The organism is Sinobaca qinghaiensis, from assembly GCF_003610495.1.
Taxonomy (GTDB): domain Bacteria; phylum Bacillota; class Bacilli; order Bacillales; family Marinococcaceae; genus Sinobaca; species Sinobaca qinghaiensis.
This window is the reverse complement of sequence record NZ_RAPK01000007.1, coordinates 59,458-75,262: the sequence shown is the minus strand read 5'-3', so window position 1 is coordinate 75,262 and position 15,805 is coordinate 59,458. Positions and strand designations below refer to the sequence as shown.

At 40.7% G+C, this 15,805-nt stretch carries 27 protein-coding genes and 1 riboswitch; of the genes, 19 read left to right on the top strand and 8 right to left on the bottom strand.

Annotated features, from left to right (window positions below):
• The first annotated feature begins 69 nt into the window (after positions 1 to 69).
• The 8 genes from ATL39_RS04520 (at position 70) to ATL39_RS04485 (ending at position 5,188) form a co-directional block, all read left to right on the top strand.
• Complete coding sequence (locus ATL39_RS04520) at positions 70 to 1,290, top strand: terminase small subunit (protein ID WP_120192112.1); 1,221 nt, start codon at positions 70 to 72, stop codon at positions 1,288 to 1,290.
• Positions 1,291 to 1,437: 147 nt separating this feature from the next.
• On the top strand, positions 1,438 to 1,677 hold the full coding sequence (locus tag ATL39_RS04515; RefSeq protein WP_120192111.1) for a hypothetical protein: 240 nt from the start codon (positions 1,438 to 1,440) through the stop codon (positions 1,675 to 1,677).
• A gap of 60 nt (positions 1,678 to 1,737) precedes the next feature.
• Complete coding sequence (locus ATL39_RS04510; RefSeq protein WP_120192110.1) at positions 1,738 to 2,004, top strand: hypothetical protein; 267 nt, start codon at positions 1,738 to 1,740, stop codon at positions 2,002 to 2,004.
• 167 nt (positions 2,005 to 2,171) lie between these two features.
• The gene (locus tag ATL39_RS17255; RefSeq protein ID WP_147419333.1) at positions 2,172 to 2,357 is read left to right on the top strand and encodes a hypothetical protein; all 186 of its coding nucleotides are present in this window, start codon (positions 2,172 to 2,174) and stop codon (positions 2,355 to 2,357) included.
• A 17-nt stretch (positions 2,358 to 2,374) separates the two neighbouring features.
• Complete coding sequence (locus ATL39_RS04500) at positions 2,375 to 2,782, top strand: hypothetical protein (RefSeq protein ID WP_120192108.1); 408 nt, start codon at positions 2,375 to 2,377, stop codon at positions 2,780 to 2,782.
• 72 nt (positions 2,783 to 2,854) lie between these two features.
• Complete coding sequence (locus ATL39_RS04495; protein WP_120192107.1) at positions 2,855 to 3,985, top strand: N-acetylmuramoyl-L-alanine amidase; 1,131 nt, start codon at positions 2,855 to 2,857, stop codon at positions 3,983 to 3,985.
• 10 nt (positions 3,986 to 3,995) lie between these two features.
• A complete protein-coding gene (locus ATL39_RS04490) occupies positions 3,996 to 4,256 on the top strand; it encodes a holin (protein ID WP_120192106.1) in 261 nt (86 codons plus the stop codon).
• A gap of 104 nt (positions 4,257 to 4,360) precedes the next feature.
• Positions 4,361 to 5,188, top strand: a complete 828-nt coding sequence (locus tag ATL39_RS04485) for a hypothetical protein (RefSeq protein ID WP_120192105.1) — start codon at positions 4,361 to 4,363, stop codon at positions 5,186 to 5,188.
• 54 nt (positions 5,189 to 5,242) lie between these two features.
• Here ATL39_RS04485 and ATL39_RS04480 read toward each other — a convergent pair whose 3' ends face one another.
• Positions 5,243 to 5,587, bottom strand: coding sequence for a YolD-like family protein (locus ATL39_RS04480; RefSeq protein WP_120192104.1), 345 nt, complete (start codon positions 5,585 to 5,587; stop codon positions 5,243 to 5,245).
• Between the two features lie 797 nt (positions 5,588 to 6,384).
• On the opposite strand from ATL39_RS04480, the gene ATL39_RS17350 reads away from it, so the two are divergent.
• From ATL39_RS17350 to ATL39_RS04445, 7 genes are all read left to right on the top strand, one after another.
• Positions 6,385 to 6,798, top strand: coding sequence for an XtrA/YqaO family protein (locus tag ATL39_RS17350; RefSeq protein WP_170146834.1), 414 nt, complete (start codon positions 6,385 to 6,387; stop codon positions 6,796 to 6,798).
• Between the two features lie 416 nt (positions 6,799 to 7,214).
• Positions 7,215 to 7,469 carry a hypothetical protein gene (locus ATL39_RS04470; RefSeq protein ID WP_120192103.1) on the top strand — a complete coding sequence of 85 codons (255 nt, stop codon included), beginning with the start codon at positions 7,215 to 7,217 and terminating at the stop codon, positions 7,467 to 7,469.
• Positions 7,470 to 7,614: 145 nt separating this feature from the next.
• Positions 7,615 to 7,887, top strand: a complete 273-nt coding sequence (locus ATL39_RS04465; protein WP_147419332.1) for a hypothetical protein — start codon at positions 7,615 to 7,617, stop codon at positions 7,885 to 7,887.
• A gap of 138 nt (positions 7,888 to 8,025) precedes the next feature.
• Positions 8,026 to 8,229, top strand: a complete 204-nt coding sequence (locus tag ATL39_RS04460; RefSeq protein ID WP_120192101.1) for a hypothetical protein — start codon at positions 8,026 to 8,028, stop codon at positions 8,227 to 8,229.
• Between the two features lie 301 nt (positions 8,230 to 8,530).
• Complete coding sequence (locus ATL39_RS04455) at positions 8,531 to 8,737, top strand: hypothetical protein (protein ID WP_120192100.1); 207 nt, start codon at positions 8,531 to 8,533, stop codon at positions 8,735 to 8,737.
• A gap of 65 nt (positions 8,738 to 8,802) precedes the next feature.
• Positions 8,803 to 9,096, top strand: coding sequence for a hypothetical protein (locus ATL39_RS04450; RefSeq protein WP_120192099.1), 294 nt, complete (start codon positions 8,803 to 8,805; stop codon positions 9,094 to 9,096).
• Positions 9,097 to 9,133: 37 nt separating this feature from the next.
• On the top strand, positions 9,134 to 9,385 hold the full coding sequence (locus tag ATL39_RS04445) for a hypothetical protein (protein WP_120192098.1): 252 nt from the start codon (positions 9,134 to 9,136) through the stop codon (positions 9,383 to 9,385).
• 118 nt (positions 9,386 to 9,503) lie between these two features.
• Here ATL39_RS04445 and ATL39_RS04440 read toward each other — a convergent pair whose 3' ends face one another.
• Positions 9,504 to 9,926: a hypothetical protein gene (locus ATL39_RS04440; RefSeq protein ID WP_120192097.1), complete on the bottom strand. Its 423-nt coding sequence runs from the start codon at positions 9,924 to 9,926 to the stop codon at positions 9,504 to 9,506.
• A gap of 200 nt (positions 9,927 to 10,126) precedes the next feature.
• Here ATL39_RS04440 and ATL39_RS04435 point away from each other — a divergent pair, with 200 nt between their 5' ends.
• The gene (locus ATL39_RS04435) at positions 10,127 to 10,381 is read left to right on the top strand and encodes a hypothetical protein (RefSeq protein WP_147419331.1); all 255 of its coding nucleotides are present in this window, start codon (positions 10,127 to 10,129) and stop codon (positions 10,379 to 10,381) included.
• Between the two features lie 92 nt (positions 10,382 to 10,473).
• A complete protein-coding gene (locus ATL39_RS04430) occupies positions 10,474 to 10,752 on the top strand; it encodes a hypothetical protein (RefSeq protein WP_120192095.1) in 279 nt (92 codons plus the stop codon).
• A gap of 44 nt (positions 10,753 to 10,796) precedes the next feature.
• On the opposite strand, the gene ATL39_RS17345 is transcribed toward ATL39_RS04430, so the two are convergent.
• The gene (locus ATL39_RS17345) at positions 10,797 to 10,958 is read right to left on the bottom strand and encodes a hypothetical protein (protein ID WP_170146833.1); all 162 of its coding nucleotides are present in this window, start codon (positions 10,956 to 10,958) and stop codon (positions 10,797 to 10,799) included.
• Between the two features lie 526 nt (positions 10,959 to 11,484).
• Here ATL39_RS17345 and ATL39_RS04425 point away from each other — a divergent pair.
• Positions 11,485 to 12,387, top strand: a complete 903-nt coding sequence (locus ATL39_RS04425; protein ID WP_120192632.1) for a sensor domain-containing diguanylate cyclase — start codon at positions 11,485 to 11,487, stop codon at positions 12,385 to 12,387.
• A 24-nt stretch (positions 12,388 to 12,411) separates the two neighbouring features.
• Here the strand turns inward: ATL39_RS04425 and ATL39_RS04420 are convergent, their stop codons facing one another.
• On the bottom strand, positions 12,412 to 12,546 hold the full coding sequence (locus ATL39_RS04420) for an anti-repressor SinI family protein (protein ID WP_120192094.1): 135 nt from the start codon (positions 12,544 to 12,546) through the stop codon (positions 12,412 to 12,414).
• Between the two features lie 27 nt (positions 12,547 to 12,573).
• Positions 12,574 to 12,659, bottom strand: a riboswitch (cyclic di-GMP riboswitch).
• A 210-nt stretch (positions 12,660 to 12,869) separates the two neighbouring features.
• On the opposite strand from ATL39_RS04420, the gene ATL39_RS04415 reads away from it, so the two are divergent.
• Complete coding sequence (locus ATL39_RS04415) at positions 12,870 to 13,253, top strand: hypothetical protein (protein WP_120192093.1); 384 nt, start codon at positions 12,870 to 12,872, stop codon at positions 13,251 to 13,253.
• A 73-nt stretch (positions 13,254 to 13,326) separates the two neighbouring features.
• On the opposite strand, the gene ATL39_RS04410 is transcribed toward ATL39_RS04415, so the two are convergent.
• The 4 genes from ATL39_RS04410 to ATL39_RS04395 all read right to left on the bottom strand — a co-directional run bounded on the left by ATL39_RS04410 (position 13,327) and on the right by ATL39_RS04395 (position 15,744).
• Positions 13,327 to 13,749, bottom strand: a complete 423-nt coding sequence (locus ATL39_RS04410; RefSeq protein ID WP_245960920.1) for a VOC family protein — start codon at positions 13,747 to 13,749, stop codon at positions 13,327 to 13,329.
• An 89-nt stretch (positions 13,750 to 13,838) separates the two neighbouring features.
• Positions 13,839 to 14,837: an aldo/keto reductase gene (locus tag ATL39_RS04405; RefSeq protein ID WP_120192092.1), complete on the bottom strand. Its 999-nt coding sequence runs from the start codon at positions 14,835 to 14,837 to the stop codon at positions 13,839 to 13,841.
• Between the two features lie 111 nt (positions 14,838 to 14,948).
• On the bottom strand, positions 14,949 to 15,347 hold the full coding sequence (locus ATL39_RS04400; protein ID WP_120192091.1) for a YhjD family protein: 399 nt from the start codon (positions 15,345 to 15,347) through the stop codon (positions 14,949 to 14,951).
• 124 nt (positions 15,348 to 15,471) lie between these two features.
• Complete coding sequence (locus ATL39_RS04395) at positions 15,472 to 15,744, bottom strand: YrhK family protein (RefSeq protein ID WP_120192090.1); 273 nt, start codon at positions 15,742 to 15,744, stop codon at positions 15,472 to 15,474.
• Between the last annotated feature and the right edge of the window lie 61 nt (positions 15,745 to 15,805).

Here is a 15,805-nt window from a genome sequence, read left to right as displayed (position 1 = left end):
TAAAGAGGAGTGCGAGACTCCTGCTCTATTTTGAGGTAACAATGAAAAAGGAGGTAGGGCTGATGTAGTATGAACTGGGAAACGATTAGAAACGAATATGAAACAACCTCTATTACATTAAAAGCCCTATCAGAAAAACATGCTATTAAATTAGGGACTTTAAAGAGTAGAAAGAGTCGAGAAGAATGGAACCGGGATGCAACCCAAACCAAAAAGGTTGCAACCAATAAGAGTCCTCCTGGTGCAAAACCTAAAAAGGATACCAAGCCTATTGTAGAATCGGAGAAATTAACCGAGAAGCAAAGGCTTTTTTGTATGCATTATTTAAAGAGCTTCAATGCTACACAGTCTGCTATTAAGGCGGGATATAGCAAAGATAGCGCTCATGTTCAAGGACCCAGGCTGTTAGGTAATGTTAGAGTTGGCGACTATATCAGGCAGCTGAAAGAAGAGATTCAGGCGCAGCTGTTTGTGAGTGCAGCTGATGTATTGAACGCCTATATGAACGAAAACTACCGGATCGATGCCAGTATTTCCAGTGCAAAAAACTGTGGAGAAAACGGGGTCTATGCCGACGCAACCAGCACGGTTAACGCCTGGGGTATTGATACTGATGGGTCACATACCAGTGTCCGATCCCAAAACGGAGGCGTGGTCAACGTAGGGTATGACCTAGACAGCGGAACTATTTCTAAATTAAACAATGCGCTTCATACAGCCATTCATACCGCCAAAGGCGGTAAAGTATATTGCGACCGTACTGAAATACTAAACGCGGGCTATCAAGCGATTAACAGTAACGGTGGAGAAGTATACGGGATTGATGTAAACCTATCAGGAACGGGAACGTCTGTAGATGTGAATGTCGAAAAAGGTGGACACGTCACCTTAATTGATAGCAGCCCTGTATCCGTTACCGAAGCAACCGGCGGTGTATTCACAGATAACACAAGCGGGGTGCAAACACATGAAAGACCAAATCTGGAAAACGGCTGGACACTGGGAGATATGGGACTCACCTTTACAAAAATAAACAATCAAGTGTTCGTCACAGGAAACATGATTCCTGGCACGATAACCAAAGGAATCGTTCTCAGCTATATGCCATCTTGGGCTATGCCGCCAGAACGGATGCGTCTCCCGGTTACAGAAAAAAGAGTTGGTCAGGCTTCTCAAGCGTACATTGCCGATTTTCGTGAAAATGGAACCGTGCGAATCGACTTTGAAACAGATTGGAACAGCGGCGCTTACAGCCAATACTATGTAAACGTCTTTTATTTCGTAGATTAATCCAATTGGCTTCGCGCCAGTTATAGTTATATTTAAAAATAGAACCATAATCACTCACATCCTCCAGGGTGTGCTTCCTATATAAACCGTTGTAATTTCTATAGATACAGTTAAGGAGAATTTGTTATAATATGAATTGGGGGCTTTATGACAAATAATCCGAATGAATTTATAAAAATCGATAATAATTCTGCAAGAATAGAAATCTTGTATGATCATCCACAAAAACAATTCGTTTGTTTTGTCGAAAAAAATAACGGTAAATATTTTGCACAGGAAGCTTTAGAAGATTCTAAAACAAACGCAGGATTAAGTAAACTATCTAATGAACAAAAAGAAGTTTTTAAAGAGAAAGCCATCTCACTCTCTAAAGAATACGGCTTTTAAAATAATCTAATTTATATTATGGCTCTTTAAAACATATTTTTTAGAAGGGAGTGGCTTATTGTGGCGGAAACCACTTGGGTAAATATTGGTTTGGGCAGGGATTTAAGAACAGACCATTATGAAACATTTCAAGATTTTTATCGTTTCATTTATACAATAAATGGTGAGGATTTCAGTATCGATTACTACCCTGACAAATATCCTGGCGAAGATATAGTTATTTCACCAGAAGATGTTTATGTAGTTAGTAAGTCGCAAAGAAGAACCGCTGTAACTCGAGATGCTCGTAAGATAATACAAGAAGTTCTCAAGAACGAGACACCCTAACCGGTGTCTTTTTTTATTCTAAAGAAAGGAGCGAAGCAAGGGTGTGAATTTAATAGGGGGTGGCGGTCATACACGATGACAAACGCAACTGGCCGCCGGAGGTGCGGCAGTATCAGTTAGAAGAACGACAGAGGCGGCAAGGTTTAAAGATAGGTAAGTTAGAAAAGTTGCTGGAAGATCCGGAAAATGGTTTATTAGCCCGTGTAAAAGTACTGGAAACCGAAGTGGCCCGTTGGATTGACCGCGAGAATTGGTGGAAAGGAATTTTAAACAAAATCATTGTGGGTGTGGTTGTAGCAGCTGCTCTTGCTGTGTTTGGCCGGATTGGTACATGGATGTTCGGAATCTTCTAGAAAGGAGAAAGCTGCATGTGAGGAATATTCCATTGTTTGAAACATTTATACTGGTAGTCATTGGATTAGAAGCTATTATGCTAGTATCCTTTGATATTTTTACGCCGCGGTCGGACTTCTATCAACTAATGGCGGGTATTATGCCACAAGGGGGCTGGGGGCTTTTATGTTTCTTGGCACTCTTTTGCCAGGCCATAGGCTTATTAGGGAATATACCGATCTTTCGCTATGTAGGATTAGGCATAAGCGGTGTGTTCTTTGCTTGTTTATTCTTTATAAACACATTCGAGTTTCCAAATCTAATGTCAGGGATCACATTAAGCATTGCGATTTTTTGTTTTATCTCCTGGTCCTTTGTCAGAGATACCGACTTAGTCCGCTGGGATAAGAAACATGTGTTAGGTACCGATGAAGACGAAGCATAATTATATAGAAGAAACACAGTAAAGCTTCTCCAGTGGAGGGCTTTTTTATTATGAAGAAGGAGTGAAGATAAAATGGCAAAAGTAGGATTAGATTTAGGTCATGGAAGAAACACGTATCCACCAAGTAAAGGTGTCCCTAGTATGGCAGAATTCAGCTTTAATCAGGGAGTAGGTAAGGTTGCTAAACGTTTGCTGGAAGAGAGCGGAGTGGAAGTCGTATTAGGTCAGCCATTTGATTCTAATGACGTTCCTTTAGGTACCAGAACAGATAAATATAATGCAGAAGATGTAGATATCGTCATGAGCGTTCACGCTGATTTTAATGGGAATGATGAAGCAACCGGTTTCTGGGGATTCTATTGGTACACATCATCCGGAGGCAGACGTTTAGCGCAGATATGGTCAAAACACCTAGAAGCTGAGTCTGATATGCGCGATAGGGGAATTCAACAGTCGAAACGCGGGTCATGGACGAACTTCCATATGGTAAGAGAAACAAAAGCACCTGCTGTTCTGATGGAGCATGGCTTTATGTCTAATAAGAACGACTTGGCTAAACTGAAGTCAACAAAATATCGTACAGAAGCAGGCATAGCGTTAGCAAAAGCAGCGTGTGAATACCTGGGTATTCCATTCAAAGGAAAAGTCACAGCAACAGCCAGCGCTTCTACAAACTCTTCTTCCATTTCGACCAATGAATGGTTTGACCGTAAAGGGAAGGACGTAAAAGAATTGCAAGATCTTTTGTTGGCTGCAGGAGAGAAGTTACCGAAGTTTGGAGCAGATGCTCACTTTGGAAAGGAAACATTACTGGCGGTTCAATCCTTCCAGCGCAAGCATGACATCTCCACACCAAAAGGTGATTTTTACGGAGTACCGGGACCGCGCACAATGGAGAAGTTGTCCGAGGTAACGGAATCAAAGGTCATAGCAAAAGCGCCAGAAGAAGTGAAGAAAGAAGAAGCAAAAGACCCGCACCGCTTGCATACGGGTACATTCCCAACAGCAGAAGCATTGGCCAATGGAATCAAGCGATTGGAGAAAGAGTTCAGCTGGATCTTTTACGAGCGTGCGGAGAGCACGAAGTTTAATGCTGGCTACCGTATTTTTACTGGTGTATATCCAACGAAGGAAGCAGCCGAACGTGCAGCGGAAAGAATCAGAGAACTTACAGGTTGGTTAGTGTACGTCATCGAAGCATAGGAGGGGTATCATGGAACAGTTACCAACTGAACTACTCATTTACATGTCCATTATTGCGCCTATCCTTACAGCATTGGTGCAGGCATTGAAGAGAGCTTTTAAGTTACCGAAAAACTATATTCCACTTATTACTGCAGGATTAGGCTTACTCATTGGCCTGATCCCTTTTCCTTTTATGGAGCTCACTATCACTATGACAGCATGGGGTGGCTTCATCGCAGGGTTAGGTGGCACGGGATTATTTGAGGTAGTGAGACAAAAGAAGAATTAATAAAAGAGGGCATAACCCCCTCTTTTTACATAAGAATATCCTATTGTTGTAAGTGCTTATATAAAATACAATAAAAGTAATTGCTATACGAAGGGGGATTGGCTATGGGTTATTGGCAAGTTCCATTAATTATTAAGAGTAATTTACATTCACTAGCACATTCATTAAAAGGTCATGTAGGAATTGAAATTATTTATGGTACTTCAGATGAAGAACGTTATTACTTAACTTCTCCACATTTTAATTTTGAAGAACATGAATATGAAGAAGCTTATTACACTGCTAAAGGTCTATTATATATAGTTAATGGGGTATTAAAACTTTTCGGTATTTCTAAGTTTGAACCCTACCAAGAAGAAGTTATGTGGAGAATTAATGAGGATGAGGCACACAATTATCCTATTTATGTATCTAATAAAGAAAAAATGTATGAAAAAATACTTAACCCTTTTATCTCGTATGAAACTGAGGTAACAAAGAATGGTATAAGTGACTATGTAAAATTAGCCTATGATAATGATTTAATTAGAGAGGTTTTTATTTTATATAACTTAAGTCAAGAAGACCCATTATATTTTTTAGCTAATGTCTATAAAATTCAAGAAATTATAGATTTCGATAAAAATAATAGTGATATAGAAGGATTACAAAATGAAGAACTTAATATTTTATTGAAAAAAAATAAAAAGTTTAATCGTTACATTAACACTAGAGATGGATCAAAAATATTCTCGAGGCATGGAGCTGCTAAAGAAAAAGGGCCAGAAGAAGCTCCTTTATTTGAAGATATCAATACAAATACAGTTAATTTAATTCATAAATGGATAGATATACATTTAGAAGATGCATATAAAATTAGATACAATAAATCTTATAAGCCAGGAGAAATACTAGAACCAATGACAGATGAAGATTACGATTATTTTTTATGATGATATAGTTAAGTGAAGTAAAGCTATTTAAAGAGGGGAGATTATACCCTCTCTTCAAATAACTTTAAGGTCTTTCAAACAGCCAAACTTAATATAACAAATATCCTCTTTATTCTTCACATGAAACTGCTTATCCATCATATTAATGTACACACATTCACCTGTGAACGTTATAAAGTGTCCATCCTCCCAGTAAGTAAATTCCAAAAAGATTCTGTGCTCGAACGCTTCATGTAGTAACAACTCTAACTCATCCCATTTGTGTTCATCCAATATCGGTTTTGGTACGTGCATAGATGAAGCTCTCCGTTTCTCCCAGGCATCCTTATGTTCGGGTAATATCATCCGCATGGATTCCCAGCGCATATTGGATCCGAGAGTTAACTTATTTTCTGCCATGCGATCACCTCCTTTTAAGAGCTATTACACACGAACAAACGTTCTTTAAAACATAATTATAATTATATAGTTGGTCACATTATGGTCACGGCATATTGAAAAACTCTAACAAACAATGATGTTTATATCGAATGAATATAGATACATCATGCATTACAAAAGCCGATAAAAGCCTTCAAATAAGGGGTTAGGCTCTGGATGAGCCGGCAGAAGATGATGAAAGACGCGAAATCAACGGCATCGACGTAGCGATTGAGAAGCAGGTGCTTCCACACGTCGAGAACATCACATTGGACGTACAAACCAATAGTGAAGGACAGTCCGGCCTTGTAATGGACGGCGCCTCCGACAGCGACTGCTGTTAATAGAATTAGAACTCCAGCGCTTACTCTGAAAAGAGAAGGCGCTGGAGTTTTTTATGGCCAGAAATCTATACTATAAAATCGAAAAGACCTTATTCAGGGCTTAAAAAAGGTATAGAAAAGGTATTGTGAGTTTTAATTTTATAAAAAAGCTGGTGATTGTCATATTAGCCTAACGCATGAGCAGCAGATAGGATTCTAAAAATATGGGATCAGAAAGGGATATGTTCATGATCGCATGGATACGGTACAGAGACGGGATAGAGAAGAGATATACAGTATACGCAAGAAAAGCGTGAACTTAAAAGAGAAGCTGGACGGGTTAAACATATGAGCGGATAATATTATTTCTCCAATAGTGAATAATAATCATACTACGAGAGAAATAGATTCAGATAAATTAAATGAATTATAGGGTTGGAGCACTTGGATAAAATGGAAAATATTGATATAGATATGCAGACGAGAAGCCTTGATATTGATATACTTAAGAGAAATAAACCGCTTGCTACTATATGTAGCGGTGATAAGGCTAAATTGGAGGAATTACCGGATCATGGAGAGGTAAAGATTATTACCTACCAGTGTAAAGTTAAGAGAGTGAAGCAGGATGAGGGGGGAGGATTTCTGAATAATATAATCAATTTTTTTAATGAGGTTTCTCCTGGTGGATGGATGAGTTTTTTCGGAACAATTGCAGCTGCTTTTGTAGGCGTTATAACCTATAAACTGTCCGAAAAACAAGCTGAACACAGAGACCGTATTAAACAGAGAGATGAATATAGAAAAGTTCTGTTAGATAATGAAAGAAAAATTGACAACATATTAAATTCCTATAAATCATATTGAGATGGAAGCATTACTAACTTAAAAGCTAATGAATTAGCGAGGAAAAATGAACAAGTAATTGCAAAAATAGAAAGTAATCTCAAACAATTTTCTTTAGTGCCTTCTGAAGATTATATTCAAATAAAGAGATTTCTCAAATTTTTAAACCGCGGAAATAGTTTAATGATGTTTTTACAAGATGATAACCAAATTCGTCTAGAAACAACCGATGACAAAGTAGAAGAAAGAGATATTAGTAATTTCTCTAAGATATCGAAGAGTATGTTAAAAGATGTTGAGGGAAACTGGAAAGATATAAAGAAAAAGTTTAATTTACCAAAAGGTTAAATTGTTCTACCAGTCATCTGGAGGACACTGAACGACAGCATTTTGCTGTTACTTGGTGTTCTCTTTTTTTATTTCAAAGGGGAAAATACATGCTATTCACAGACCAGCTCATTGAAGAATACAGAGAAAATAAAAAAAGCCTGCAGCAGCTCACCAACACATACAATTCAACGGATCCCCAGGATAAAGAAGATAAATCGAAAGTGAATAGTATGATTGAGAGCATGGCGTTTGCTATTGAGTGGATGGAGATAGGCGACAGCCGGAGTTATTCAGAGGAATCGATAAACAGGGCACCTATCAGCAAGTATAGCTGGAGGAGGCGTATATGGTCCCTGACATAAGAACGATATTCGGCTTATAATTTATTCACTGAGATTGCAGGAGTTCACTGGAAGTTGTATGATGTGATTACTGTGTACAGGGAAAGAAATACATATAAGCAGTTGAAAGAGTGCACAGACATATTGATAAATGATGGTGAATATAGTGAAAAAGAATCGATTGAACGTTCTCTTAATTATTTTAGTAAGTGCCGGGTATTTGTTTATGACAGCTATTGGCGGTTATTTGCTGTTTGGGTTTGGATCGCTTGTATATGATGTACTAGGGAATGCAGTTACAGCAGTTAACACGTCACAGATGAGGTTTGTGATGGTTATTGTAATACTCCTGGGGCTGCATACTATCTATACAGGAGTAGTGAAGGCAAGCTATTGGTCCAGAGTGTATGGAGAAGATTACACCTACTACAAGGAATAAGTCTGCGCATGCAGAGGTTTTTGACAAGATCGTCCGGAAAGTGCTTATTTTAAAGAGCCGGGGTTGATAAACAAATTATTCGCTTTTTCCCCTGATGGGTTTCAGAATGGTGGTAAGCCACATATTTAGGGGGATCTCATGAAGGAACAATCAAAGGAATCCGAAAAGCGCTCTAAAGAGGTAGAAGCTATCACCCAGCACAATCGCGAGGCATTAATAGATGCTGCTAAAAGTGTAGAAGTACTAAAAGATATTATGATCGAAGAAGGATTAACAACCGAAGAAAATTTTAATAAGCGTAAAAGCGAAGTGAATGTATCTATAGACAAGTATCTGAAATAATAGATGTTGTCCCAAAACCTACTTTGTGAATTTTAATGAGAAAAAAGAGATCCATCAAAACACCTCGTATTCCTATCAACAGGAAGCCGAGGTGTTTTCCGTTTATCCCAATACTCATCTCTGCCGAAAGCTTCCGCCTGGTTTTGTTCTAATCTTTTTATATATAAGAGTTTTGTCTGCTTAATAGACTTTTAGGACAGCTTATGTTTAATGAAATGTAAAAAAATAATCCAATAATAGGTTCTTCTCTCTTTTTTCGGGAATAGGGTAAACAGCCGTATCATTGAGGAGGATCGTAACCATGTATGGACGAGTCATACTGTTGGACGGAAGCTATAAAGATATTGTGCTGCCGGAGGGAAAAACGAGTGAATCAGACCTGGAAGAGTTGAGAAGTCAATTAATGAAGCATGGCGGAACGTACCAGATTATCGGCAGTGCTGAGGAATCTGCTGCCTTCAGCCCGGACGAGGTTATTAACGTAACGTTTCACGAAAATACAAAATAAGAATAGTACTATTTATCTTGTTTGAAATAGGGTATAGCTTACTAAAATACCTTAGGAGGAATAGTATGTCAGTCAGCATTAAAGTATATGAACAGGGAGAACGACTCTCAGAAGATATTCACGAAGGAACCGAGGCGAAGCCTTTGTTTGACTTAATTGATGGTTCCTATTCTCATTTAATAATAGAGGATGCAGATGCAAAAAAAGCAAAAGAGTTATCGAAAGAAAAGGACTATAGAGTTATCTGTATAGATGATACAAATGGGATAGGCGCAGAAACAAAGACCGCGGGCATCACGGAATATGTAGTTGAATTTGATGCTGAACTGCACAGACAGCTGACCAGTTTAATAAAATAATAAAGAGCAAAAGCATTAAAATCAGAGGAGGCTAATCATGGAATTTAATCAGGAAGTGATCGATTTCTTTGTCAAAAAATGCCTTGACGAAAACATTAACGAGTGGAATGAATTATTGGACCGGGGAGAAATTGAAGGCCTGTCCACGGTAGAGCTGAACAGCTTTATGGAGTATATCCGGGATCAGGGTATGGCTGTAGAAACGGATGGACCAACTGGAGAAAAAGAACGGGCGCTTATGGTTAAGGATAACCTGCAGATTAGAAATATGGCGAAGCAGGATAACTAAAAAATAGTTAAAAAAGCCGGTGCTTCTTCTCATTGGAGAATGCCCCGGCTTTTTTTGTTCGTCGCTTTTATTTTAATATCGTATAGGGGGTCCTCCTGTGAAAACAGCTGAGCCCGCATCAGGCACCTTTTGGATATAATTTTAACGTCAGATCCAGACGATGGCTGCCGTCCGCTTCTGCCGTATGCCGGGCAGCGTTTATAGCAATAAAAGTTGATTTAGGGATGGGGGTAACCTCATATCCGTTAAATATAGAAAAACCGGCTTCTTTTACAGCCAGGGCAAGGTCCCGGTCGATATCATAAACGAGCAGCGGTTTTAGCTGTGGGGAATCGCAGGCACGGTAGTGATGTTGAAGACGGCTGCAGAAGTCGTTGAGTTCCTGTTTATCGTTAAACTGGAGGGAGAGCCCCGCAAGAATAGTAGAGTCGGATGGGGATGGGTAGTAAAGCCGTCTATTGGTGCTTGCATGGATTTTATCAAATAAATCTTTATATAAATAGTTGGCCAGTTCGGCGCGGTCAATCAGGCTGCTGCTCATGAGAACTCCCCTTTGCATAAACATATTTTTGGAAATTATATCATTATTCGTTAAATAACGGATAGCGCTTACAGAAAATCAGTAATAAGGGAGCTGGGCTGAAGGTCGCAGGAGATTATATGCCATCCCGGCAGGGCTTTTCACAAGACCTGCAGAACATGTTATATTTGCTTCATCATACTAAAAAAGGATTGATACAGATGAAAAGCCCCATCCCGGAGGAAATGGTAAATCATTATATTGTCTCGATGGAACAGTATATCAGCGAAGCCATGGAAGAGCAGGAATTTAATGAAATAGAACTTACGGTCATGAAAGAAGTAGGACTGGATAATACTAAAGAAGGACATCGGGCCTTTTACGATGTAATGAGTACAACGGCCTCGTTTTTGTATGGAGAATGCGAAAAGGAAGATATTTACGTAGAGTTAAATAAACTGGCGGCACCCGAATGAAAAGACGGATAAAACCAGCTGTGGTGTATACAGTCATCTTTGCTGCAGCTGGATTTCTAATTGGTTTTGTCGTAGAGGGAGCCGTTGATTGAATGCTGGTTCTCAGCATGATCATAACGGGAGCCGTGTGCGGATTTTTTATATCACCTGACTTGCATTTAGCATCCGGCACTAAGCAGGAAAGGAGAACTTTTGATCGAAGAGTGCTGCATCTTCTGCTTGTAGGTACCACAGTATTCTTTCTGCTGGGGCTGGCAGCTGTTCTGCAGGCAGACGGGCCGAATTGGTTTTTAACAGGCGTAACGACGGTACCGCTCCTCGTCGTTCTCTTATTATATACACGGCACAGAAGAGGATATAAAAACCCCTGACTCCGCGGTGGAAGTCAGGGGCTGCCGTGCCTGCTTCCGGTTATTTATTTTTCTTCCGGATTAGACAATTCATCTATAAAGGGCTGCACGTTCCGTTTTTTATCGCCGCGGAGCGTATTCAGCATGCCGAGAAGAACGGCTACTTCATCGTAATCAAGCGTCAGTGTTACTTCATCATTTTTGATATCGTCTACTGCTTTTGCCATTGTATGTCCCCCCTGATCAAATAATTGTTTTATACGTTACTGCAGATACATCTAAGCATAGCCGGGTACTTCTTTTACTATCATTCACCATTTTCCATTTTCTGAAACGTGTCTCTTTTTTTTAAAAGCATGAATAGACGTTAATAAAATTTCACAAACCATATTATTTTCACAAAATATAAAACTGCAAATAATCCTCGTTTTTATAACCTGGAGTTTTCCTTTAGTAAATTTATGTCTTTTAAGAGAGAATAAGACAACAGTGAAATATCGTATGTACAGTAGATAAATGTTAAAAGATAGCGTTATAAATATCCAAATCAAGGGAATAGAGAGTAGAAAACGTTAATGTAGGGTGATACAGCAGCTGTGTAAAAATAAAATATAGTGAATAGATGTGGAAATTATTGTATATTTTTAGTGAAATAAAGAGAACTTTCTTATATACTTATATTAAACTAAAGGTATATACACTCACTGAATGTGGTCCGGGGAATTTATTCTGGAGAGGATGCTTGCCGTGAAAATGGATAATAAAGAAACCATGATCGATCAGTCCGAAATTAGCAAATCCATTTTGAATTCCCTTGGAGATCAAATATGTGTGATCGATCGTGCCGGAATGATACTTTTCGTAAATGATGAATGGATTCGTGAGTCTACCAGCAGCAGCCGTCTTTTTGATATTCAGGGGGTTGGGGTCAACTACATGCAGGCTGTGGAAACCAACGCCTATGTTCATGAAGGCCTGCTTTCTATTTTGTCAGGAAAAGAAAAATATTTCACGTATGAATATTCCTGTCATACGGCGACGGAAAAAAGGTGGAACGTGATGCAGGCTACGCCGCTTGTCGTAAATGGAAGCGGCAGCGAGGGTGTCGTAATCCGCCACGTAGACGTAACAAAGCAGAAACTGCTGGAAATGCAGCTCAAACATCAGGCAGAAACCGATTCATTGACCGGGTTATACAATCGCAGGTATTTCGAAACCCGGCTGGAGCAGGAAATCGCGATGCTTCAACGAAGCGGTGCCAGCTTATCGCTGCTGGCTATTGATGTAGATAACTTTAAAGCCGTTAACGATCTCTTTGGCCATCAGATAGGAGATATTGTGCTTAAACAGCTGGCTATGCTGATCGGCGAATCCACGAGAAAAACGGATATACTGGCCAGAGTCGGCGGCGATGAATTTGCTGTTCTGCTGCCTGGAACAAATAAGGCCGGCTTAAATAAAGTAGCGTCTAAAATACTCAGTGTTGTGCAGCAGCAGAATAATAATGAAGGCAACCCGTACCCGATAACTCTTAATATTTCCATAGGCGGCTCCCATTTTTCCAGCAGGGATTCGATGGAAGCCATATTAAAGAAAACAGACCAGGCCCTGTATGGCGCAAAAGACCGTGGGAAAAACCAGGTAAATATTATTTAGCATATAAAAAAAGAAGCCGTACATTTACGGCTTCTTTTTTGTATCGTCCGCGTAGTGCAGAAAATCCCTGACCTGTTCAACGGTAAGTCCAGTTTTTTTAGCCTCGAGAATCAACGCCATCCATTCGTGGTCCAGCTTCTTTTCGTTCTGTTTGGTCATCAACCCTCACACCTTTAGGAGTATTCCCCAGGCGGTCCAGCCGTCTTAGCATGATATGCCTTAGACCTGTAACTTTGCGAAACTGCTTTTCAACAGCGTAGCCTTTTTCTGAAGGTTGGTAATTTTCTTTATTATACTATGAAATGTTCAATAGAAAAAAGTCAAAATATAAAAAATTTCAAAAATTAATATTCCAGTTCTTTAGCATTATACGACCTGGCAGCTGATTGGATTAACTATCTCCCGGCAGAAAGGAACCATTGTTCTAACAGAGCAATATGCTTATAATAGAAAGAGAAGAAACAGGTGACAAGGAGGACGTTATGGAAGATCGATTGAAATTTGCTGTGATTTACGCGGCTCTTGTATTTGTTATTGCCGTCCCTTTTACCTTTGTTGTAAAAGAAAGCGACGTAAGCTGGGGGCTGAGCCTTGGCACAAGCGCCATTACCTTTTTATACTGGTATTTTACATATAAGAAAGAAGAAAAGGTGGTCGGCGGTACGCGGTACAATAAAAAGACCAAAGGACAGGCCGGCTCTAAAATGATTTATGCTACTATCATGTACTGCTTTGTGTTTGCCTACCTGATTGTGACAAACAGTTATGATGACGGGAACTGGCTGACGCTGCTTCTGCTTACGTCTCTTCTGTTTTTAGCGGTCCAGCTGTTTCAGAACAATAAAGAAAAGCTGGTAAAAGAGTAACAGAGACCATCCGGGAAAGAAATCACTATGATAGAGGCTGAAGCTGGAGCATATTCTCCGGCTTCAGCTTTTGTTATTTATTCTCCCCGGCAGCAGACACGTGCCAGAGAACCCCGAACGAATCTTTCACCTGGCCGTATGCCGGACTGAAAAACGTTTCCTGCAGGGACATAATTATTTCTCCACCGGGCTCGAGTGCATGAAAGGCCTGCTCTGCGGAAGACGCGTCCTCGAAAAACAGCGCAATGGATACGAGACTGCCGGACGTTTCTTCGCTCCCCGGCAGCGAATCAGACAGCATGACATCCATGTCGCCGATTTTTAAATAGGCATGCAAAATAAGGCTTTCGGCCCCTTCAGGTATATCCATGCCTTCCATCTCTCCATATGACATACTGTCTATCACCTCAGCGCCTAAAGCTTTTTCATAAAAAGCGATTGCTTCCCGTCCGCTGCCATCAAACGTCAGATACGGATTCATGGCTTTGATCGACATAAAATCACCTCCTGTTTATTAATATAGTACTGGCTGTATTCTCCAGGGATTGCCATTTTTCTTTAAATAAAAAATCCCTGTACAGAAAGCTACAGGGTGAAATTGTGCGGATTGGCTACAATGAGCTCCTCCGACCGGTCGGTCGCTGAAGGGGGAGCCGGAGATAAGGCAGAGATCTCATCACGCCACTCAGGCGTCATCGGAATCTCCAGGGAGCGCAGCGAATGCTCAAGCTGTTCAGGACTGCGGGCCCCGATAATAGGAGCAGTAACGCCCGGGTGGGATTTGGCCCAGGCTACAGCTAAGGAAGCAGGGTGGATGCCATGCTCGGCTGCGTAGGAAGAAAACCGTGCCGCAATGTCAAAATTGACCGTATCTGCATAACGATCGGTGTACATCTTCTGTTCAACCAGGCGTCCCTGGACCGGCCTGTCGGTCACGCCGTATTTACCGGTAAGCAGCCCGCCGCCGAGAGGGCTGTAGGAAATAACCCCGACCTGCTCGGAAATCGCAAATGGAAGAATTTCAACCTCCGCCTGGCGTTTGGCCAGATTATACATAGGCTGGATCAGCTCAAAGCGGCTGAGTTGTTCTTTGGCTGAGATTCCGAGTGCCTTCGCGAGCTGCCAGGCCGCCCAGTTGCTGGCTGCAGGATAGAGAATTTTTCCCTGACGCTGCAGGTCATCGAGCGCACGGAGGGTTTCTTCCATTGGAGTGAGCGGATCGAACTTATGTAGAAAATAAAAGTCAATCCGGTCTGTTTTCAGACGGCGCAGGCTATTTTCGACTTCGAGTATTATATGGCGTCTCGACAATCCCCGTGCATTCACATCCGTTCCGGTCGGATTGGCTACTTTTGTAGTCAGTACGATATCATTCCGGCATCCGGCGATACAGTCCCCCAAAATCATTTCCGCCTGGCTGTCATTGTAGTTATTGGCTGTATCAAAAAAGTTAATGCCTGCCTCCCGGCAGCGATTAAACATGTGTTTGGACGTTTCCTCGTCTGCGTTTCCCCCAAAAGACATCGTTCCAAAGCAGAGTTCAGATACAGAAATGCCTGTTTTTCCAACCGGGTTGTATTTCATAGAAAACGCCTCCTGCTTGAAGTATTTACAAAAAGTATAAAGCTTAACCTGCATTATGTAAACGCTGTAATGTAAAATATTGGTTTAAGGGCTTCGGGAAAGACGCCGGTTTTATTTGAACGCATAGTAGATGTCAAAAAAAGACGTATCGTCGAGCAGATAATAGCGGAGCAGTTCACTGATCCGTTTTTTCATATTCAGTTTTAAAAGGTGCAGGCGCTCGTGGCGTCCGCAGCAGTAAATGTCATAAACGATAAAACCGGGGTACGCCTCATCTGACCGGGCAAGCCGGATATCCTGCTGCTTTAGAGAAAGTTTAATATCATGGAGATCCTGTTTAATGCGCAGAATCAGCACATCAAACAATTCCTGATAAAAATGGCCGAGCTTCATCGTCTTCTCCAGAAAAAACGACCGATCCTGTTCCATTGTGTTAACGAGCAGCTCTGTGAGCAGATAACGGTCTGCGGTCTGAAGGTGCTCTTCTTCTATCATTTTCACGTCTTCCATTAGACAGCCTCTCTTTCCAAAACAAAAGCCGGTTTTTTCTAAGTATATACGAATAAGTGTTCGTATGGGAAGGCCTGAATAAAAAAAGCAGCAGCTTCCCTGAATTTTGGGAAAGCTGCTGCTTTTATTTTTCCTGGGAATGGCGGCCTCTTTGTTTATATACTCTGGAAACATGAATGTGATGAGTGAGCGCAATAAAGGGGCGCACAAGCATCAGCAGGCTTCCGGCGACAAACAGCCAGGTCCCGTAATAGGTAAGGGTATCGGAAAAAAAGAAAAAACTGCCGATCAAAAAGATAACTCCGATGATAATGTCATTTATTTGATACAGCATCTGATATATTCTCGAAATTTCCAGTTCATAGTGTCCAAAAATAATATCGATATTTTTCCCCATGGTCGTTTCCTTCTTTCTTCAGCGTAGTCACTATCGTTCTACCCGTTTAAAAAAAGGAGAA

Coding starts and splice junctions, on each gene's coding strand:
- ATL39_RS04520 (WP_120192112.1), top strand. CDS start 70: ATGAACTGGGAAACGATTAGAAACGAATATGAAACAACCTCTATTACA.
- ATL39_RS04515 (WP_120192111.1), top strand. CDS start 1,438: ATGACAAATAATCCGAATGAATTTATAAAAATCGATAATAATTCTGCA.
- ATL39_RS04495 (WP_120192107.1), top strand. CDS start 2,855: ATGGCAAAAGTAGGATTAGATTTAGGTCATGGAAGAAACACGTATCCA.
- ATL39_RS04490 (WP_120192106.1), top strand. CDS start 3,996: ATGGAACAGTTACCAACTGAACTACTCATTTACATGTCCATTATTGCG.
- ATL39_RS04485 (WP_120192105.1), top strand. CDS start 4,361: ATGGGTTATTGGCAAGTTCCATTAATTATTAAGAGTAATTTACATTCA.
- ATL39_RS04480 (WP_120192104.1), bottom strand. CDS start 5,587: ATGGCAGAAAATAAGTTAACTCTCGGATCCAATATGCGCTGGGAATCC.
- ATL39_RS17350 (WP_170146834.1), top strand. CDS start 6,385: ATGGAAAATATTGATATAGATATGCAGACGAGAAGCCTTGATATTGAT.
- ATL39_RS04470 (WP_120192103.1), top strand. CDS start 7,215: ATGCTATTCACAGACCAGCTCATTGAAGAATACAGAGAAAATAAAAAA.
- ATL39_RS04460 (WP_120192101.1), top strand. CDS start 8,026: ATGAAGGAACAATCAAAGGAATCCGAAAAGCGCTCTAAAGAGGTAGAA.
- ATL39_RS04455 (WP_120192100.1), top strand. CDS start 8,531: ATGTATGGACGAGTCATACTGTTGGACGGAAGCTATAAAGATATTGTG.
- ATL39_RS04450 (WP_120192099.1), top strand. CDS start 8,803: ATGTCAGTCAGCATTAAAGTATATGAACAGGGAGAACGACTCTCAGAA.
- ATL39_RS04445 (WP_120192098.1), top strand. CDS start 9,134: ATGGAATTTAATCAGGAAGTGATCGATTTCTTTGTCAAAAAATGCCTT.
- ATL39_RS04440 (WP_120192097.1), bottom strand. CDS start 9,926: ATGAGCAGCAGCCTGATTGACCGCGCCGAACTGGCCAACTATTTATAT.
- ATL39_RS04435 (WP_147419331.1), top strand. CDS start 10,127: ATGAAAAGCCCCATCCCGGAGGAAATGGTAAATCATTATATTGTCTCG.
- ATL39_RS04430 (WP_120192095.1), top strand. CDS start 10,474: ATGCTGGTTCTCAGCATGATCATAACGGGAGCCGTGTGCGGATTTTTT.
- ATL39_RS17345 (WP_170146833.1), bottom strand. CDS start 10,958: ATGGCAAAAGCAGTAGACGATATCAAAAATGATGAAGTAACACTGACG.
- ATL39_RS04425 (WP_120192632.1), top strand. CDS start 11,485: ATGGATAATAAAGAAACCATGATCGATCAGTCCGAAATTAGCAAATCC.
- ATL39_RS04420 (WP_120192094.1), bottom strand. CDS start 12,546: ATGACCAAACAGAACGAAAAGAAGCTGGACCACGAATGGATGGCGTTG.
- ATL39_RS04415 (WP_120192093.1), top strand. CDS start 12,870: ATGGAAGATCGATTGAAATTTGCTGTGATTTACGCGGCTCTTGTATTT.
- ATL39_RS04410 (WP_245960920.1), bottom strand. CDS start 13,749: ATGTCGATCAAAGCCATGAATCCGTATCTGACGTTTGATGGCAGCGGA.
- ATL39_RS04405 (WP_120192092.1), bottom strand. CDS start 14,837: ATGAAATACAACCCGGTTGGAAAAACAGGCATTTCTGTATCTGAACTC.
- ATL39_RS04400 (WP_120192091.1), bottom strand. CDS start 15,347: ATGGAAGACGTGAAAATGATAGAAGAAGAGCACCTTCAGACCGCAGAC.
- ATL39_RS04395 (WP_120192090.1), bottom strand. CDS start 15,744: ATGGGGAAAAATATCGATATTATTTTTGGACACTATGAACTGGAAATT.